Source organism: Corynebacterium afermentans subsp. lipophilum (genome assembly GCF_030408375.1).
Classification (GTDB): domain Bacteria; phylum Actinomycetota; class Actinomycetes; order Mycobacteriales; family Mycobacteriaceae; genus Corynebacterium; species Corynebacterium lipophilum.
The window spans coordinates 123635-142004 of sequence record NZ_CP046530.1 but is presented as its reverse complement, the minus strand read 5'-3'; the positions used below and the strand labels follow the sequence as shown (position 1 = coordinate 142004).

The window sequence follows — 18370 nt, the reverse complement described above, 5'->3', positions numbered from 1 at the left end:
GGCGCGGAGGTGTCACTAGACTGTGTGTAGTGACTACACATCAGCTGCCCCCAGTGTGCATCGTCGGCCTCGGACTCATCGGCGGATCGCTCATGCGCGACCTACACGCGCGCGGCGAGCGCGTCTACGGGTTCACGCTGCACGGCGCAGGTGCCGCACGCAGGGACGGCTTCGACGTGTCCGACTCCGTGGAAGAAGTGCTGCGCCGCGCCGAGGACGACGGCGCGCTGGTGGTCGTGGCGGTGCCGATGCGTGCCGTGGCCTCGGTGCTGGACCAGGTGGCCGAGTTCGCGCCGTCGTGCGGCATCACCGACGTGGTCAGCGTGAAAAAGCCGGTCTATGACCTGGTGGTCGAACGCGGGCTGGAGTCGCGCTACGTGGGCGGGCACCCCATGGCCGGCACGGAGTTTTCCGGGTGGACCGCTTCCCAGGAAGGGCTGTTCGCAAGCGCCGCGTGGGCCGTCACCTTCGATTACGCCCGCGAGCACCCCGGCAACCCCGAGTGGGCCGAGCTGTTCACCGTGGTGTGCCGCCTGGCCGCAGTGGTCGGCGCGGAGGCGGTGCCGGTGTCTGTGGACCGCCACGACGAGGCCGTCGCCCGCGTGTCCCACCTGCCCCACGTCATCGCCGAGGCGCTGGCTTTAGTCGGCGACCACGGCGGCACCCTGGCGCAATCCCTGTCCGCCGGGTCCTTCCGCGGCGCCACGCGTGTGGCCAGCACCGACCCCGACCTGGTTCGCAACATGTGCGAGACCAACGCAGAATCGCTGGTGCCCGTGCTCGACGAGTTCATCACCCTTCTCCAAGACGCCCGCGACTCACTGTCCGGCGAGAGCCAGTCACTTGAAGAGCTGACCAAGTCCGGCCACCGCGCCCACCTGCGCATGGCCGCGCGCAAGGGGGCGCGACGCGAGTCCGTCTCGCCCGTGGAGATCTCCTCGCGCCCGATCATGCGCGTGCACCCGGGCACCCCCGGCTGGGAGAAGCAGCTGGTGCAGATCGAGTCCGTCGGCGGGCGCGTCGAGGTGTTCTAGGCCCGACGCGGCCTTACTGGTTCTCGCGACGGCGCCCCAGTGCCAGGTAGGCGCCACCGATGAGCACGGACAGCACACCGAGCGCGATGATTGCGCGCATCGGGGTACCGGTATCCGCGAGATCACCGTCGCGCTCATTGTCGGAGGAGGTTGTACGCGTCGTCGAAGTCGACTTCGCCACATTGGTGGAGTTGCCGCTGCGGGTAACCACCTTCGCGGACGGGGTCACGCTGGTGGAGCGGCCCGTGGAACGACCCGTGGTCTTGCTGGAGGTGACCTTCGTGCCGCCGAACGTGGTCTTGGTGGAATTGGTGCTCTTCGAGCCGCCAGCACCCGCCAGACCACCGGCGCCGGCCAGTGCGGCCGCTGGGGCGAGGAAGGACGACGCCACCGGACGGACCTGGTCGATAACCTTCAGCACCTGGTCCGGCTTGCTCAGCGTGGACGACGGGGTGGCGTTCGGGTCGCGCGGAAGCACGAGCTCGGCCTTGTCCTCGTCGCGGCGGATGAGCACCTCGGTGTTCTTGTAGCCCTTGGGAGCTTCCTTCAGGGTCAGTTGAATGAGGTTGCTGTCGCGCGAGTCCTTCTTCAAGTCGATGCCGATACGGCCGCGGCCGTCGGCGTCGGTGGTGCCGACCACGCGGCCGTCCTCACTCTTGAACTCAGCGCCCTCGACGAGCTTGTCGTCGGCGGTCTTGACCAGGACGTCCACCTCGAAGAAGTTGTCCTTGGACTCGGACGTCTTCTTCGTCGACGTCGGCGTGTCCTTCGGCGCAGCAACGGTGGTGGTGGCGGAAGCGTTCTCGCCCTCCGGGAGGACGAACTTCACGGACTTGGCGCCGCGCTGAACCTCGGCCACGGAGCCGCCCCAGCCTTCCGGTGCCACGTCGATGGCCAGGTTAAAGGTGTCCTTGTCGCGCGAGGCATCGTTCAGCTTCAGGGAAACCTTGCCCTTGCCGGTCTCGTCGGTGCTGCCGTCGACGGCGCCGTCCTTGCTGACAAAGTTGACGCCCTCCACGAAACGACCGTCCGCAGTGACAACTTCAACGTCGAGTTCGACGACCTCAACGTCCCGCTGGCCAACGCTCGGGGCCTTCTTGGACGGGGACGGCTCAGCGGTGGTGGTCGGGGTAACCGTCGCGGAGTCAGCAGCAGCGGGCGCATCGGCGGCAGTGGTGGTCGGCGCGTTAGCTTCGGTTGCCGGGGTCTCGACGTCAGCGGACTGCGGCTTCGCCTCCAGGCCCGCCACGGCCTTGTAGTTGTCCTCTTCCGTACGGTCCGTCTCAACGGCGACGATCTTGCCGTCGTCAAGCTTGACAGCGTTGCCCTCGCCGTCGGCGAAGAAGGTGGCGTCATCGGCCAGGTAGGCGTACTCGAACGCGACGACGTCGTCCAGGTTGACGCTCTCGTCAACCTTGGCGGGAGCCTCGTCGGCGGTGGCCTTCTCGTCCTTCACGTTCAGGGTGTAGCGCGTCGCCTTGCCGCCCTCGGTGGCAAGCGCGACCAGCTCGGCGTCATTGTCTGTCGGAGCCCACGCAAGCTCGGGCAGATCGAGCACGCCTTCAACGGGCTTTTTCACAAAATCGAGGTTCTCCGGCGTGCTCTTCGTACCGGTTTCGTCGTCGGCGAGGTCCTTGGTGTAGACGTTTTCGCCGTCGATAAGCACGAGCGTGCCGTCCTTAGTAAAGGCGGCGGAAGTGATCTCCTCGGCGTCGAAGCCCGGGATCTCGCCCAGGTCCTTCAGGTTGCCGCTCTGTGGGTGGATGCGCAGCAGGTGGCCCTCGTCAGAGACGGCGTAGAGGCGGCCGTTGGTCGGGTTGCTGGCTACTGCGCTGTAGGTGTGGTCGTCGGAGGTGTACTGCACACCCGAGGTGCCGGAACCCGCGGCCGTCGAGGAGACAATCAGAGAGGCGAATCCCTTGAGAATGTCAGCCCACTCCTGCGCGGTGTCCGCCTTGGTCGTGGGGGCAACATTGCTTGTCGACGCCTTCGGGGACCCCGCAGCCGACTCACTCGACGTCGTCACCGGGGCGGCGGAGCTGGTGTCCTCCGTGGAGACGACCGGAGCCTTCGACGTGGTGGACTCCGAGGACGGAGACGTGGTTTCCGCCTTCGCAACGGGCACAAGCGTCAGCGTGCCCGCGACTGCAGCGGCGAGCGACAGCCCGGCGATGCGGTTGACCTTGGAGTTTGAAGCCATTATTACCTCTCGAATGTGAAAAAGCGCGCGAAAGCCCAGAAAGCACCTACGAATGTATACGTTTCAGCGCGTCGTCTCAATATTTAAAACCTGTAAATATACAGCGCCCCGGCCTCGCCGATGCCTATCGACGAGACCGGGGCACGTTTGAGAGCTCAGCCATGGACTAGAGCCCTCGGGACCTTAGTTGGCGGCCTCTTCCGGCTGAGTCTCAGAGTCAGCCTCATCCTTCTTGGAGCTGCCACCCTCGGAGCTGGAGCTGCTGGAGCCAGCGACATCTTCAGTGCCCTCAGCGTCTGCCTTGGAGGAGCTACCAGCGGAGCTGCCCTCCTCGCTCGGCTCGAACCAGCCCGCCTCACAGCCGGCGTAGAAGATACCCGTGAGCAAACCAGCGATAGCCAGCAGAGCGACGCCGCCCGCAGCAGCCGGGGCTGCCGGGTTGATCTGTGCCAGCTGACGGTTCACCTGGTCGATCTGCGCCTGCCACTGACCCTGGATCTCAGTGACCCACTCCGGCTGCTGGAAGCCGATACCAAGATCGACGTTCGGCATTGCCTCACGGATTGCTGCGTTGGCCTGAGCAGAAATCTGGTTCAGCTCATCCTCGAACATCACGCCGATGCCACCCATGACGGCACCGAGCAGGCCGAGCGGGACCAGCCACGCGACCGGGTTGGACACGGAGGAGGCAGAGGCCAGGCACTTGCCCAGGGAGCTGTCTTCCTCTTCGCCCTGCGGCTGTCCGGCATTACCTTCAGAGATACCCGCGGTGCGCGGGGTCTCCAGCTGGAGGTTGATGTACTGCTCGTCCTTGTTGACCTCGAACTCCTTGGACTCGAGGACCGCACCCGGATCGAAGGAGTTGTTCTCCGGATCCTTCGGGTCGACCAGGCGCAGCTCGCCCGGGCTGTCAATCTTCACCGTGTACTTGCCGTACGGCGTGCCCTCGAACAGGACGTTGCCGTTCTCATCGGCATTACCGGCGAAGGACGGCGTGCCGTCGGACGGCACCAGCGTGAGCTTCAGGCCGCTCAGGCTCTCGTCCGGGTCCTGCTTGCCATTGGCGTTTTCATCGACCCAGGCGACAACTCGGAGGTCGCTGGAGTCGAGCTCCGCACCCTCGGAGACCACAACGTGGGCGTTGCCCTTGATGTTGTCCTTCGGGGAGATGATCAGCACGGACGACGGGTCGTCGCCGTAGTCCGGTTCGCCCTCGTAGCTACCGCCGCGACCCGGACGTGCCGGAAGCTCGCCGCGAGCCTCAGCAGCGTTGTGGTGCTTCGCGCCCGGCTTGAGGCCTTCCGGCAGCTCAGCGGTGAAGACCACACGCTCGCCCGGCAGCAGCGTGCCGGTGAAGCCTTCCGGTGCCTTGACATCAAGGTCGTAGCACTGGCTGTCCTCGGTCTTTTCGGACGCCTTAACCGGCTTGCACTCGTTCTCGTCAATGCCGTCCTCGTAGACGATGTCGGTGAGTTTGACGTTAACCATCGCGGTGGAACCGGTGTTCTTCACCTCGTAGGTGAAGCCCAGCGGCGAGTTGGCCGCAGCCTGAACCGGCTTGTCCTTGTTCGTGGCAAAGCGGGCGTTGACCTTCTTGTCCACGGCACCACGCAGGAACTTGGTGTAAGCGGAATCCGGCAGGGAGCCGACCTTCTCACCCTTGGAGGTGACACCGTTTGCGGTTGCGACGTTGTTGAAGTCGAACGCGTCTTCCGGCGCCTTCATCTTGGCGCTCCAAACCTTAGACTCGCCCGGTGCCAGTTCAGACTCGGCGGTCCAGCCTTCCGGCATGGTCAGCTCAATGTTGCGCTTTTCCAGCTCCGGATCATCGAATTCGATGTCCTTGATCGGCTCGTCGCCGTCATTGGTGACAATGAGGGCGTAGATGAGGTCCTCGCCGTCCTTGACGGTCATCACATCGTCGACAAGCTCACCGTCTTCATTCTTGACCTTGCCGTTGTTGTCGGCGTCGCGGCCCCATACTCGTTTCTCAAGCTTCAGGGACTTGTTCGTGGTCAGGTGGATCTCCGGCAGCTCGACCTTCTCGCCGGTGCGCACCGGGACCTTGATCGGGTCCGCGTCGTTGCCGCGGCCCGGGGTCAGGATCTCCACGTCGTGGACACCCGGAATGACATCGTCAACCTCGAAGGTGCCGTCGTCTTCGACTGGAATGACGCGGGAGTTGCCGCGCGGGTCGGTCACCACAACGGTGGTCCCCGGCACAGCCTTGCCGTTGCCGTCGTCGACGCGGCCGACGATGGACTGCGTCTTCGGCGCCTCAACCTTGATCTCAACCGGGGTGGACTCGCCTGCCTCGACAGTCACGGTGCGGTTGATCTTGTCGCCGTTGATGTCCGCATCCGGCCAGCCCTCAGGCAGGGTGACCTCAAGATCGAAGTCAGCCTTGCCCTCCGGGAAGTACTTGAAGTCGATCGGCGGGGTGACAAAGTAGCCATCCGCGTCAACCTCGATCGGGACCTCGTAATCGAACGTCTCACCGGTCTCCGGGTCCGTAACCCCCTTCTTCACCAGCTTGATGTCCGAGCCAGTGATAGGACGGTTGGACTCATCGACCAACCAGCCGTGGACAGAGCCCGGCTTCGCAGCCGGCTTGTTCTTGTCCAGATCGATCTCCGGCTTGTCCACCGTGATCGGCGGCAGCTTGGAGGTCTCGCCCTTCTGCACCGGCACAACCTGCGGCTTCGGATCATTGAAGCCGTCCGGCGCGTCGACGATCACCACGTAATCGCCGTCCTCCGGCAGCGCCGGCACCTCGAAGTTACCATTCTCGTCCACTTGGATCGGGTCGACGACCTGGTTGCCGTCCTTGTCCTTGACGATCACGGTCGGCAGCTGCGGCTTGCCGTCCTTGTCCTTCGTCGGCGGAAGCGGGTTGCCCTCCGGGTCGGTGATGGTACCGACGATGCTCGGGTTCTTCTCCTCCGGCTTGGAGTCCGTGGAAGGTGCGGGTGCGGCAGTCGGCTTCGGAGCCGAAGTGGTCGGCTTCGTCGTAGTCGGCTTCGTCGTAGTCGGCTTCGCGGTCGAGGACGGAGCCGAAGTGGTCGGCTTCGTCGTAGTCGGCTTCGCGGTCGAGGACGGAGCCGAAGTGGTCGGCTTCGTCGTAGTCGGCTTCGCGGTCGAGGACGGAGCCGAAGTGGTCGGCTTCGTCGTAGTCGGCTTCGCGGTCGAGGACGGAGCCGAAGTGGTCGGCTTCGTCGTAGTCGGCTTTGCGGTCGAGGACGGAGCCGAGGTAGTCGGCTTCGTCGTAGTCGGCTTCGCGGTCGAGGACGGAGCCGAAGTGGTCGGCTTCGTCGTAGTCGGCTTCGCGGTCGAGGACGGAGCCGAGGTAGTCGGCTTCGACGGCTGCGCAGCCGTACTAGTTGGCGTCGCAGAAACCGGTGGCGCATCCTTCTGAATATCAAGCGGCGGAAGCTTCTTACCGGTCTCACCAGGCTTGACCGTAAACGACTGGTCCGCAACATCGGAATACCCATCCGGCGTCGTCACACGAAGCGTGTAATCACCCGGCTGAACACCAGCCCAGTCAACCTTGCCATCAGCACCAACAGTCGTCGACTCCACAACCTCACCGTTGCCGTCAACCAACTCAACCGTGGTGCCCTCAACCGGCTTCTTGTACTGATCCACCACCACATCAGACACCGAACCATCAAGCGCTTCGATACCAAGGTCCGGAAGCTTCTTACCGGTCTCACCAGGCTTGACCGTAAACGACTGGTCCGCAACATCGGAATACCCATCCGGCGTCGTCACACGAAGCGTGTAATCACCCGGCTGAACACCAGCCCAGTCAACCTTGCCATCAGCACCAACAGTCGTCGACTCCACAACCTCACCGTTGCCGTCAACCAACTCAACCGTGGTGCCCTCAACCGGCTTCTTGTACTGATCCACCACCACATCAGACACCGAACCATCAAGCGCTTCGATACCAAGGTCCGGAAGCTTCTTACCGGTCTCACCAGGCTTGACCGTAAACGACTGGTCCGCAACATCGGAATACCCATCCGGCGTCGTCACACGAAGCGTGTAATCACCCGGCTGAACACCAGCCCAGTCAACCTTGCCATCAGCACCAACAGTCGTCGACTCCACAACCTCACCGTTGCCGTCAACCAACTCAACCGTGGTGCCCTCAACCGGCTTCTTGTACTGATCCACCACCACATCAGACACCGAACCATCAAGCGCTTCGATACCAAGGTCCGGAAGCTTCTTACCGGTCTCACCAGGCTTGACCGTAAACGACTGGTCCGCAACATCGGAATACCCATCCGGCGTCGTCACACGAAGCGTGTAATCACCCGGCTGAACACCAGCCCAGTCAACCTTGCCATCAGCACCAACAGTCGTCGACTCCACAACCTCACCGTTGCCGTCAACCAACTCAACCGTGGTGCCCTCAACCGGCTTCTTGTACTGATCCACCACCACATCAGACACCGAACCATCAAGCGCTTCGATACCAAGGTCCGGAAGCTTCTTACCGGTCTCACCAGGCTTGACCGTAAACGACTGGTCCGCAACATCGGAATACCCATCCGGCGTCGTCACACGAAGCGTGTAATCACCCGGCTGAACACCAGCCCAGTCAACCTTGCCATCAGCACCAACAGTCGTCGACTCCACAACCTCACCGTTGCCGTCAACCAACTCAACCGTGGTGCCCTCAACCGGCTTCTTGTACTGATCCACCACCACATCAGACACCGAACCATCAAGCGCTTCGATACCAAGGTCCGGAAGCTTCTTACCGGTCTCACCAGGCTTGACCGTAAACGACTGGTCCGCAACATCGGAATACCCATCCGGCGTCGTCACACGAAGCGTGTAATCACCCGGCTGAACACCAGCCCAGTCAACCTTGCCATCAGCACCAACAGTCGTCGACTCCACAACCTCACCGTTGCCGTCAACCAACTCAACCGTGGTGCCCTCAACCGGCTTCTTGTACTGATCCACCACCACATCAGACACCGAACCCGTCATATCAACTTCGTTGATTACGGCTCGGAGCTTGGCTGCGGAAGCCCCCGCGTCGGTAGGAAAATCGGAATAGGTGCCATCCTCGTAGCGGAACTGAAGCGCCAGATTTTCATCAGGCAAGGTCACGCTCTTTGGAAGAGTAAACGCCAACGTCCGTAGTTCCTTAGGGGAGCCTCCCCCAACTCCCTCAATAACTCCGAGATCCTCAACGAGGTCTCTACCTTTAAGCAATCGCACGCTGTAATTTGCTTTATCCGGGAACGTGTCAGTCGACTCAATTTCAGCAGGTACCTCGATACGAACACTGTTGAAAGTCTGAGCAGCTTGGCCGAAGTCAAGGGTGAGCGTCGCAGCCCACTTATTGTCAGTTAGTTTAGAATCCGAGAATCTCGCAGCAATAGTGGTGGTGTCAGTCTCTTGAGCACTTGCCAAGGATGCGCCACTTCCCACACCCCCACTAATCCCCGGCACCGTCAGCCCCGCCAGCGCCAGGGAGACAGACGTCATGCCGGCGATGACGGAGCGCTTGCCGGAGTGGCGGCGCGGGGTGTGGCCCGCGGAGGACATTGCGTTGTAGCGCGCAGGGTTCGAAGGTCCCTGGGCGGCAGCGTCCGAGTTGAACTCGAACGGGGAGGAAGCGTTCTTCAAGATGGCTCCAATGGTTGGTTTTGTAAATGGGAGAAATTCGAGGAAGAAGTACATAGAACACACTTCTCCCGCGGAACTGCCGTAAAACCTACCAATTTGGACAGCTGCTTTCAAGCAAGTGGCAACCCTGAAAGGGCAGTTAATCAGGCCTTTTTCAGATTCAAACGGTTTTCTGAAGTTCCTAATAATGAACGCTTAGGTGCTACCGAAACCTGAGAGAAATGAAAACGCCCCGAGCGGGATGCTCGGGGCGTTCAAACAGATGGTGCGCCCGGAGGGATTCGAACCCCCAACCTTCTGATCCGTAGTCAGATGCTCTATCCGTTGAGCTACGGGCGCGTATTCAGTTCGTTGCCGTGTGGACAACGAAGAAGAACATTACACCCGGGTGAACTCACCACCAAAACCGCAGCTCAAACCGGCAAACAACACCCCACCTACAAGCCGAGTACCGCCTTGGCAATGGCGAAGTAGATCACCAGACCGGTCGCGTCGCAGAAGGTGGAGATGAACGGGTTGGAAAACACCGCGGGGTCCGCGCCGACGGTCTTCGCCACGATCGGCATCATGCCGCCGACGGTCGCGGACATAGCGCAGACGCAAAAGAGTGTGCTTCCTATCACTATTCCGATGTCTTGGCCGAAAACGGCCCACGCGATGGCCAATCCGAGCACCCCGAGCACTGCTCCGAGGGTCGCGCCGACGCGCAGTTCGCGCCACATGACTTTCAGGATGTCGCCTTTGGTGATGTCGTGAAGCGCGAGTGCCCTTGTCACCGTCGTGGCCGCTTGGTTGCCAGTGTTGCCGCCGGTTCCGGTGAGCAGCGGGATGAACAGCGACAGCACGGTCACCTGCGCGAGCGTGCCCTCAAACACGCCGAGAACCTGCACCGTCAGGATCGCGGAGAGTGCCAGCACCAGCAGCCACACAATGCGCGAGCGCACCAGCTTGAGCACCGGGGTGGACAGGTACGGCTGCTTCAGGGACTCGGAGCCGCCCTGGCGCGCGGTGTCCTCGCTGTCGGCGTGCTCCACGATGTCTTGGGCCTCGTCGAAGGTGAAGATGCCCATGAGACGGTTGCCGTCGTCGACCACCGGAAACGCGAGCTGGCCGGATGAAAGCAGGCGGCGGGCGGCGTCCTCGGCGTCGTCGCTGACCTGCACCGCCGGGCGCTCCCGCATCACATCGCCGACTCGGGCGTCCGGCGCCGCCCTGAACAGGTCGCGAAGCCACACCACGCCGCACAGCGTGCGCTCCGGATCCACCACTGCGATGGTGTAGACGGTCTCAAAGTCATCCGCCTGAGCCCTGAGCTTGTCGACGACGTCCCGCACCCCCTCACCCGGACCAACCGCCGCCACATTGGGGCTCATCGCACGGCCGACCGAGCCCTTCTCGTAGCCGAGAATGAGGTTGGTGTCCGCACGCGCGTCCTCGTCCAGATCCCCCAGGAACCGCTCCGCGATCTCCGCGGGCATGTTGTCCAGCATGCGCACGCGGTCCTCGGCGCCCAGCGCGCTGAACAGCCCGGCGACGTCTTCACGCCCGAGCGCCTCCACGATCTCCGCCTGGTGGGCGGGATCCAGCGCGTCGAAAGCCGCCGCGGCACGCTCTGGCGGCAGCAGGCGGATGAGCACAGCGCCGCGTTTCGACGGCTGCCGCTCCACCACGTGCACCACATCGTGCAACGGGATTTCTGCCAGCTCCTCGTGGAGGCCGTCCAGGTCGCCGGAGTCCAGCCGGTGCCGGTTGAGCTGTTTTTCCAGGTGCGTGATCGCCGCCGCGTTGGCCGTAGTCACACGGTGAGGGTACCCACCCGGAAAGTTTTTTGTCGCTGGCGCGTTCATTCTTGCCAAATGTATGCAAAAATCTACGCGTGATCTGCGATACGCGTCATATGCTGCTGATAATCCGCTGACCCCTTTAAAGGAGCCACCATGGCAAAGTCCGTACGTTCCCGCCGTACCGTCATCGCGGCGGGCGCCCTGTCCCTTGCCCTCGTGGCACCGCTTGTCTCCCCTGTCCAAGCCCAGGAGACAACCACGCCGACGAGTGATGCTGAACCGGCGCCGGCGGAGCAGCCGTCGACAAGCGAAGGCACCTCTGCCGCCACCTTCGAGCAGCGCTTTGACACCGCAAACTTCTGGAACGCCGATGAAGCTGTAGTCAAAGGGCTGCAGCTTCAGCCCGGCGACACCGTCGCACCGCGCACGAACACCATCTTCAACTGGGGCTTCAACAACAACGACGGCACGCTGACCCTAATCCGTCCGAAGTCCACCGCCGCCTTTGACGCAGGTAAGAAGGACATCCCGGTGCGCGTGACCACCGCCGCCGGCGAGACCTTTGACACGACGCTGCGCGTCAACATCATCGACGAGCGCCCGGGCGCCGAATGGGAAAACCAGCTGACCTCCCGCTACCCGATGGACTTTGAGAAGTCCACGTCAGCGCAGTCCGTCGAGGGAATCACCCTGCCGGAGGGCGTCAGCGTGTCTAAGAGCGGCGCCGCTCTGCCGACTGGCTGGTCCGTCTCCAACGACGGCACCACCGTCCGCGTCACCCCACCAACCACGTTCAAGGAGGGCGACTTCGACCTTCCAATTGAGGTGAACGACGGAACTGACAAGTTCGAGGCCACTCTAAAGATTGCGGCCAAGAACCCGTCAAAGACACCTGCAGAAACTGCAGGCACCGTCGCTAGCATCCTCGGGCCGATCCTGGGCAGCCTGGTCGGTGCCGGTACCGGTGGCGCTCTACTCGGCGGCCTGGGCGACATCATCGGTGGCCTCACCGGAAGCGGAAACGGCGGTAGCGAGGGCGGAACCGGCGGCGGTGAGGGTGGAACCAGCGGCGGTGAGGGTGGAATCAGCGGCGGCGGTGCCGGACGCTTGATCAACGTTGTGATCACCAACAACGCGAACCCGTCCAACATCGGCAACAACAACGGCAGCCCGAACGTGGTCATCACCGACAACGTCAACCCGCGGGACAACCTGTCCAACAACGGCAACCCGTCCGTGGTGATCACAAACAACGCCAACCCGACGGTTGAGATCAAGGACAACCTGTCCAACAACGCCAACCCGACGGTGGTCATCACCGGCAATGCCAACCCGGTGATCACTGGCAATGCCAACCCGTCCGTAGTCATCACGGGCAACGTGAACGACAACCTGCGCGAGAACGGTTCCAACAACTCCGTTGTGGTGACTGACAACGCGAACCCTGTTGTCACGGGTAACGCCAATCCGGTCATCACGGGCAACGCGAACCCGGTCATTACCGGCAACGCGAACCCTGTCGTCACCGGTAACGCGAACGACAACGGTTCCAACAACTCCGCCGTCGTCACCAACAACGCCAACCCTGTCGTCACCGGTAACGCGAACGACAACGGGTCCAACAACTCCGCCGTCGTCACCAACAACGCGAACCCTGTCGTCACGGGCAACGCGAACGACAACGGCTCGAACAACAGCGCCGTCGTCACCGGCAATGCGAACGACAACGGTTCCAACAACTCCGCCGTGGTCACCAACAATGCGAACCCGACGGTTGTCGTCACGGGCAACGCGAACGACAACGGCTCGAACAACTCTGCTGTGGTGACCAACAACGCCAACCCGACGGTGGTCGTCACGGGCAACGCCAACGACAACGGCTCAAACAACAGCGCCGTGGTCACCAACAACGCCAACCCGACGGTAGTCATCACCGACAACGCCAACGACAACCTTCGCGACGCCGGCTCCAACAACAGCGCCGTCGTCACCAACAACGCCAACGACAACCTGCGCGACGCTGGCTCGAACAACTCCGCAGTGGTGACCAACAACGCCAACCCGACCGTGGTCATCACTGACAATGCGAACCCGTCGAACATCGGCAACAACAACGGGTCGAACAACAGCGTGGTCGCAACCGGCAACGCAAATCCGGAGGTGCTCGTCACTGGCAACGCCAACGGCGGCTTGGTGGGCGTCGGCTCCTCCCGCAAGCGCCAGGGCCAGAACGGCGACCACCTCGTTGACGCGAACGTCGGCATCGACGGCGGTTCATCCGACCCGCGCTGCATCGCGTCCCTGGTGGGCCTGGGTTTCCCGCTGGTCGCACTGATCCCGCTCGCGCTGGCCGGCCAGGTTAACGTCCCGGGCCTCGACGAGGCTGCCAAGCGAGCTGAGCGCGCATTCAACGACGCTGCCCGTCAGTTCAACGTCGAGCCCGCACAGCTCACCGCCGCTGGTGGCGCGGCCGTTGGCGTCGTCGCTGCCCTGCTGGTCACCGCAGCCGTCCGCACCTGCATCCCGAGCGTCAACGGCGTTGATGTCACCGTCGGCGGCAGCAGCAACGGCAACAACAAGCCGGCCGAGACCGTCGCGGCCCCGGTGGTGGAAACCCGCCAGAGCTAGCACGGTCGCACCCCAGCCCCGCCCTAGCCGGCGGGGCTTTTCGCTATATCGCCCGACACATCGCGGCGGAATCTGTCAGAGCGCCCTCGAACCCCCAGGTCGACGCAAACGCCCGCCGTAATCTGTCAGGACTCGCCCCCAAACCCCACATACGCCGAAACCCCCGCCGAAGCAGGGATTTCCGCACGAAAAACACGAGTGCGCCCGGAGGGATTCGAACCCCCAACCTTCTGATCCGTAGTCAGATGCTCTATCCGTTGAGCTACGGGCGCGGTGGCGGAGATGACAGGATTTGAACCTGCGGCCCCCGTCAAGGGGGCAACTCCTTAGCAGGGAGCCCCATTCGGCCACTCTGGCACATCTCCAGACCTTGCTCCACATTACTCTGTCGGCCCCGCGCGTCCAAATACACCCCGGATCGCCCTGCGCGAAATCCGTATACTCGGTCGCATGAAAATCCACACCTGGCTCACCTCCGGCCTCGCCGCCCGCGATACTTCAAATGACCCGTCTGATTACTTAGTTTGGTTCCCGGCCAACCTGGATTCGCTCACTGCTGGCCCGTTGGTGGGCGAAAGCGCGTCCGTGCCGTTCTACTTCACCCCGAAGACCTCCGCGCTAGCTAAGTCGGCGGACGGCATCGTCCTCCTCGGCGTCCCCCTCGGCGATCTCGAGGGTTCGTGGCGCGCGGACAATCTGGGCAGCTCCGTCGAGTCCGTCTCGGAGGTCGCCGGCCTGCTCGGCGAGAACTTCGCGTACCGCAACGACGGTTCCGCGGTGGTGCAGCTGCGCGGCGAGTTCCCGATTGAGAAGGTGCAGGTCGTCGCCGGCCAGAATCGCCCGGATACGAAGCGAGCAAAGGATTTGCTTATCGACGTCCCTTCGGACTTCCCGGGCACCCGCCAATTCCACACCATGCCAGAGCTTTTCCCGGACGAGATCGTCTAACCGACGTCAGCAACAGAAAAACCGGCCAGGCGGGTAGCCTGGCCGGTTTTCGCTGTTACTTAGCGGTTATGCCGCGTCCTTGCTGGAGGACTGGCGGCCTTCCGCACCGGACTCCTTGGCGGAGGAGCCACCGATGGAGGTGAAAGCCTCACCCTTCTCGTTGGAGCACCAGTCGTAGAGCACGCCGCCCGCGGCGATCAGTCCGATGATGCCAGCGGCGACGGTGCCGAAGCGCTGGACGTTCGGGTCCTGGCCGAGCTCCGCGATACGACGGTTCGCTGCATCGATCTGGCCTCGCAGTTCAGCGAACTGGTCGTTGTCGCGACCGCCACGGCCGCCATGGCCCCAGTCCGGGCTGTTGCGGCGCATGGCCTCCTGGAACTGCGCGTTGATCTGGTTGACCTGCTCGTTGATCGCGCCCATGTACGGACGGGCAATCTCGCCGCCGAACGCGCCCAGCAGCGCCACCGGCACCAGGTACAGCAGCGGAGAGCGCACCGCGTTAGCCACACAGCGATCCAGGGTCTCAGTAGACGAGCCCTTCTCCGGCTGCGGCTCATCGGTCGGCGGGGTCGGCTCACCCGGCTTCGGCTTCTGCACGCCAAGGTCGAGGTCCAGGTACTCCTTGCCCTCTTCCACAGTGACCTTCTGAGTCACGCGCTTCGGGTCAGTCGGCTTCCAGTCGCGCGGGCGGTACTCAATCTCGTAGTCGCCCGGCTCAACGTTGACCTTCCAGTTACCGTCCTCGTCGGTGACAGTGCGGGTGACTTCATTGCCATCAGCATCGCGGACGATCACGGTCACGTCAGGCACACCCTCAGTCTCGTTGGGGTCTTGCTTGCCGTTGCCGTTGAGGTCGATCCACACGCGGTTGCCGATGGTGCCCGGTTTGACCGGCTCACACTCGCGACACGTATCGATCTTCTTCAGACCAAGGTCGTAGGTGTCGTTGTACTCACCCGGATCCACCGTCACCGTGGAATCCAGACCGGACTCACCCGAACCCGGAACCTTACCGGTGACCTCCCAGCCCTCAGGCTTGATAAAGCGGATGTCGTACTCAGCGTTCGGGTTCAGACCCTCAATCTTCCAGTCACCGTTCTCGTCGGTCACTGCAGAACGTGTCGGCTCACCCTCGCGAGACACCAGCACCACGACGTTCTCGAGGCCCTTCTCGTCCTCGCCCTGCTCACCGTCGCCGTCCTCGTCAACCCAAACACGATCACCAACAGAACCAGACGGCAGAACACCGAGGTCAACGTCGTCGCGCTTCTCACCCGGCTTGATCGCCACAGTGGTCTTAACCTGATCCGGCTGCGACGGGGTGTGACCACCCGGAACGTACTCAACAACGTAGTCGCCCGGCTCGACGTCAACCTTCCAGTTGCCGTCGTCATCGGTCACCGTACGAGTGACCTCGTTGCCCTCCGGATCCTTCACAATCACAGTCACGTTCGGAACACCCGTCTTCTCATCCGGGTCCTCCTTGCCGTCACCGTTCTCATCAACCCACACACGATCACCGATCGTGCCCGGCTCCACCGGCTCACAATCGCAATCCGGATCGAGCTTCCTCAGACCAAGGTCGTAAGTGTCGTTGTACTCACCCGGCTTCACCGTCACCTTCGAAGCCAGACCGGACTCATCCGAACCCGGAACCTTACCGGTGACCTCCCAGCCATCCGGCTTCACAAAGCGGATGTCGTACTCCACATTCGGGTTCAGACCCTCAATCTTCCAATCACCGTTTGCATCGGTGACTGCAGAACGCGTTGGCTCACCCTCACGGGACACCAACACAACAACGTTTTCAAGGCCCTTCTCGTCCTCGCCCTGCTCACCGTCGCCGTCCTCGTCAACCCAAACACGATCACCAACAGAACCAGACGGCAGAACACCGAGGTCAACGTCGAGGTTGTCCTTGCCCGGCTCGATGATGACAGTGCGCTCAACCTGCTCCTTGTCGCTCGGAGTGCGCTCGCCCGGCTCGTAGCGGACGGTGTACTCGCCCGGCTCCACGTCAACCTTCCAGTTGCCATCCTCATCAGTCACCGTACGAGTGATCTCATTGCCATCCTTGTCCGTGATTATCACCGGCACGTTGGGGACACCCGTCTTCTCATTCGGGTCCTCCTTACCGTCACCGTTGGTGTCCTCCCAGACCTTGTCCCCGATGGAGCTGCGCTTCGGCGCTTCCGCAGTCGTGGTGGTGTGAATTGTGGTTGGCACCGGTTCCGGGACTTTTTCAGTCTTGGTAGTGGTCGTGGGTTCGCAGTCACAATCTGCCGTAGCAGTCGGAGTGACCGTTACCGTCGGTGCGGTCGAAGTAGGGGTGGTAGTGACGGTCGTCGGCGTCGTGGTTGCCGTGACGGTCTTGGTCCCAACTGTGGTGGTAACGGTGCCAGCCGTAGAGGTCGGAGTCGTCACCTCCGTCGGTGCCGTCGAGGTCGGCGTGGTCACCTCCGTTGGCGCCGTCGAGGTCGGCGTGGTCACCTCCGTCGGTGCCGTCGACGTCGGCGTGGTCACCTCCGTCGGTGCCGTCGAGGTCGGCGTGGTCACCTCCGTCGGTGCCGTCGACGTCGGCGTCGTGGTCACCGTCGTCGGAGTTACCGTAGCCGTCACTGATTCAGTGGTGACAGTCGTGGTCGCAGTCACGGATTCGGTTACTGTCGCAGGTGGTTCTGCAGGCGGATCCTCAGGTGTCTCCGGCTCCTCAGCTACAGTCGCGTTCAGCGTGTCTACCGCATTTGTGAAAAGCGGAGCGTTGCGACTCTCAATCTTCACGCCGAACTTCTCGTCGGGGGAAAACGCACACTGCGAGGATCGAATGTTTTGTTCGACATGCACTGTGGACCCTTCAGGTATCCAGATGTCTCCCGAAAAGGCCTTCTCATTAAGACGCCACTCGTAACGACGAAGCCAACGGTAGTTCTCGAAGGTAGTTCCATCCGCCCCTGTGAAGATTTCCGGAGACTCGGACGGATCAAGGGTCGACTGCGGATAGTCCGCTGAAGCGAACACCTCTTGCGTTAAGTCCTCACCCTTCGGCCCCGTCACTTTGAAGACAGGATCACCTTCGAGCGAGAAGTTGGGCGAGTCAGAGCCTAACCACAGGTCAGCGAGCCAAGTGCCGTATTGGTCCGGATTGTCAAACCAAAGATCTCCTACAGCTTTTTGAACGCATTTGTCGTTTGTCTCTTCTAGGCCAAAATCCCCGTAGGTCCAATCCAGCGTTGGGCGGATAACAACTTGAGATGCCACAGTGACATCTATCTCGTCTCCCTGTTCGGCAGTTTCCGAGACAGTTACCGGCAGGGTTAGCGTGAAGCCAGGATTCGCTCCCAAGGACGCTTTTTGATCGAACTCAAACAAAAACGATTGAGTCGTCGCGGAGTCTTCTTTACTCAAATTTGCCAACTCGCGGGTTTGCCCATCGTTCCACTTAAACACCGCTTCGGAAGGGTCCACCGTGAACCTTTTGTCTAGTTGCAGTTCTACGATCAACGCAGTCGCATCCGATTTACCATATGCCCCGGCAGCACTCTCTGGATGGGGCACCTCAGAGTCCACACGCACTTCCATGTCGAAGGTGTCGCCTGGCTGAACATTCACCTTCTCAGGGCTAACTGAGATCGAAGTAGCCGGCTTCGCACCAAGGTCGTCGCCATGCGGTTGCGAAAGCGAATCGTCCTGGATGTACGCCCCCGCTACCGGCGGCACCGCAACCCCGCCGATGCCCAGCGCCACTGTGCTGACTACCGCAGCGACGCTGCGCCACCAGCGGTTATTCCTCGTGTTTGGTCGTTTATTCTCGCTCATCCATGCCCTCCACATCAGCGAGTAATGTTTTTTGAAACTAGCTTTCCCGCTTCACGCCAGCGTAGAAAACGGGAGTGACAGAGACTTTACACCCGACCAGAAGTCCTCCCCTAGGCTCTTCCCATAAATTCATTTGCATTTAAGGAAGCGAGGGAAACCGGAAGGCGTCGTTAAGCAAAGGCCCCCGAAAAGTAGTTGGCGGAGACGGCGGGATTTGAACCCGCGGAGGGATAAACCTCGCCGGTTTTCAAGACCGGTGCATTCGGCCGCTCTGCCACGTCTCCAAGTCGCTGAAAAGCGAC

The 18370-nt window shown here is 62.1% G+C and carries 8 protein-coding genes and 4 tRNA genes; 4 read left to right on the top strand and 8 right to left on the bottom strand.

All coding sequences use genetic code 11. From position 1 onward, the window contains the following. Window positions 1-29: 29 nt before the first annotated feature. The gene (locus CAFEL_RS00555) at window positions 30-1034 is read left to right on the top strand and encodes a prephenate dehydrogenase (RefSeq protein ID WP_194560020.1); all 1005 of its coding nucleotides are present in this window, start codon (window positions 30-32) and stop codon (window positions 1032-1034) included. 13 nt (window positions 1035-1047) lie between these two features. Here the strand turns inward: CAFEL_RS00555 and CAFEL_RS00550 are convergent, their stop codons facing one another. The 4 genes from CAFEL_RS00550 to mgtE all read right to left on the bottom strand — a co-directional run bounded on the left by CAFEL_RS00550 (window position 1048) and on the right by mgtE (window position 10688). Beyond that, on the bottom strand, window positions 1048-3234 hold the full coding sequence (locus CAFEL_RS00550) for a hypothetical protein (protein WP_194560019.1): 2187 nt from the start codon (window positions 3232-3234) through the stop codon (window positions 1048-1050). Between the two features lie 183 nt (window positions 3235-3417). After that, a complete protein-coding gene (locus CAFEL_RS00545; RefSeq protein ID WP_290172064.1) occupies window positions 3418-8361 on the bottom strand; it encodes a carboxypeptidase regulatory-like domain-containing protein in 4944 nt (1647 codons plus the stop codon). Window positions 8362-9152: 791 nt separating this feature from the next. Then, window positions 9153-9228: transfer RNA gene (locus tag CAFEL_RS00540), tRNA-Arg, on the bottom strand. 98 nt (window positions 9229-9326) lie between these two features. Next, window positions 9327-10688, bottom strand: coding sequence for a magnesium transporter (gene mgtE, locus CAFEL_RS00535; RefSeq protein WP_290172063.1), 1362 nt, complete (start codon window positions 10686-10688; stop codon window positions 9327-9329). Window positions 10689-10826: 138 nt separating this feature from the next. Between mgtE and CAFEL_RS00530 the strand changes: the two genes are divergently transcribed. Next, window positions 10827-13301: a beta strand repeat-containing protein gene (locus tag CAFEL_RS00530; protein ID WP_194560016.1), complete on the top strand. Its 2475-nt coding sequence runs from the start codon at window positions 10827-10829 to the stop codon at window positions 13299-13301. A gap of 199 nt (window positions 13302-13500) precedes the next feature. On the opposite strand, the gene CAFEL_RS00525 is transcribed toward CAFEL_RS00530, so the two are convergent. Both CAFEL_RS00525 and CAFEL_RS00520 read right to left on the bottom strand, forming a co-directional pair. Beyond that, window positions 13501-13573, bottom strand: a tRNA-Arg gene (locus CAFEL_RS00525). 2 nt (window positions 13574-13575) lie between these two features. Beyond that, a tRNA-Ser gene (locus CAFEL_RS00520) sits at window positions 13576-13666 on the bottom strand. 85 nt (window positions 13667-13751) lie between these two features. On the opposite strand from CAFEL_RS00520, the gene CAFEL_RS00515 reads away from it, so the two are divergent. Next, window positions 13752-14249: a hypothetical protein gene (locus CAFEL_RS00515; RefSeq protein WP_194560015.1), complete on the top strand. Its 498-nt coding sequence runs from the start codon at window positions 13752-13754 to the stop codon at window positions 14247-14249. A 66-nt stretch (window positions 14250-14315) separates the two neighbouring features. Here the strand turns inward: CAFEL_RS00515 and CAFEL_RS00510 are convergent, their stop codons facing one another. Next, the gene (locus tag CAFEL_RS00510; protein ID WP_194560014.1) at window positions 14316-16478 is read right to left on the bottom strand and encodes an SdrD B-like domain-containing protein; all 2163 of its coding nucleotides are present in this window, start codon (window positions 16476-16478) and stop codon (window positions 14316-14318) included. Between the two features lie 109 nt (window positions 16479-16587). Between CAFEL_RS00510 and CAFEL_RS00505 the strand changes: the two genes are divergently transcribed. Next, on the top strand, window positions 16588-17160 hold the full coding sequence (locus tag CAFEL_RS00505) for a hypothetical protein (protein ID WP_194560013.1): 573 nt from the start codon (window positions 16588-16590) through the stop codon (window positions 17158-17160). Window positions 17161-18264: 1104 nt separating this feature from the next. On the opposite strand, the gene CAFEL_RS00500 is transcribed toward CAFEL_RS00505, so the two are convergent. Further along, a tRNA-Ser gene (locus tag CAFEL_RS00500) sits at window positions 18265-18352 on the bottom strand. Window positions 18353-18370: the final 18 nt, after the last annotated feature.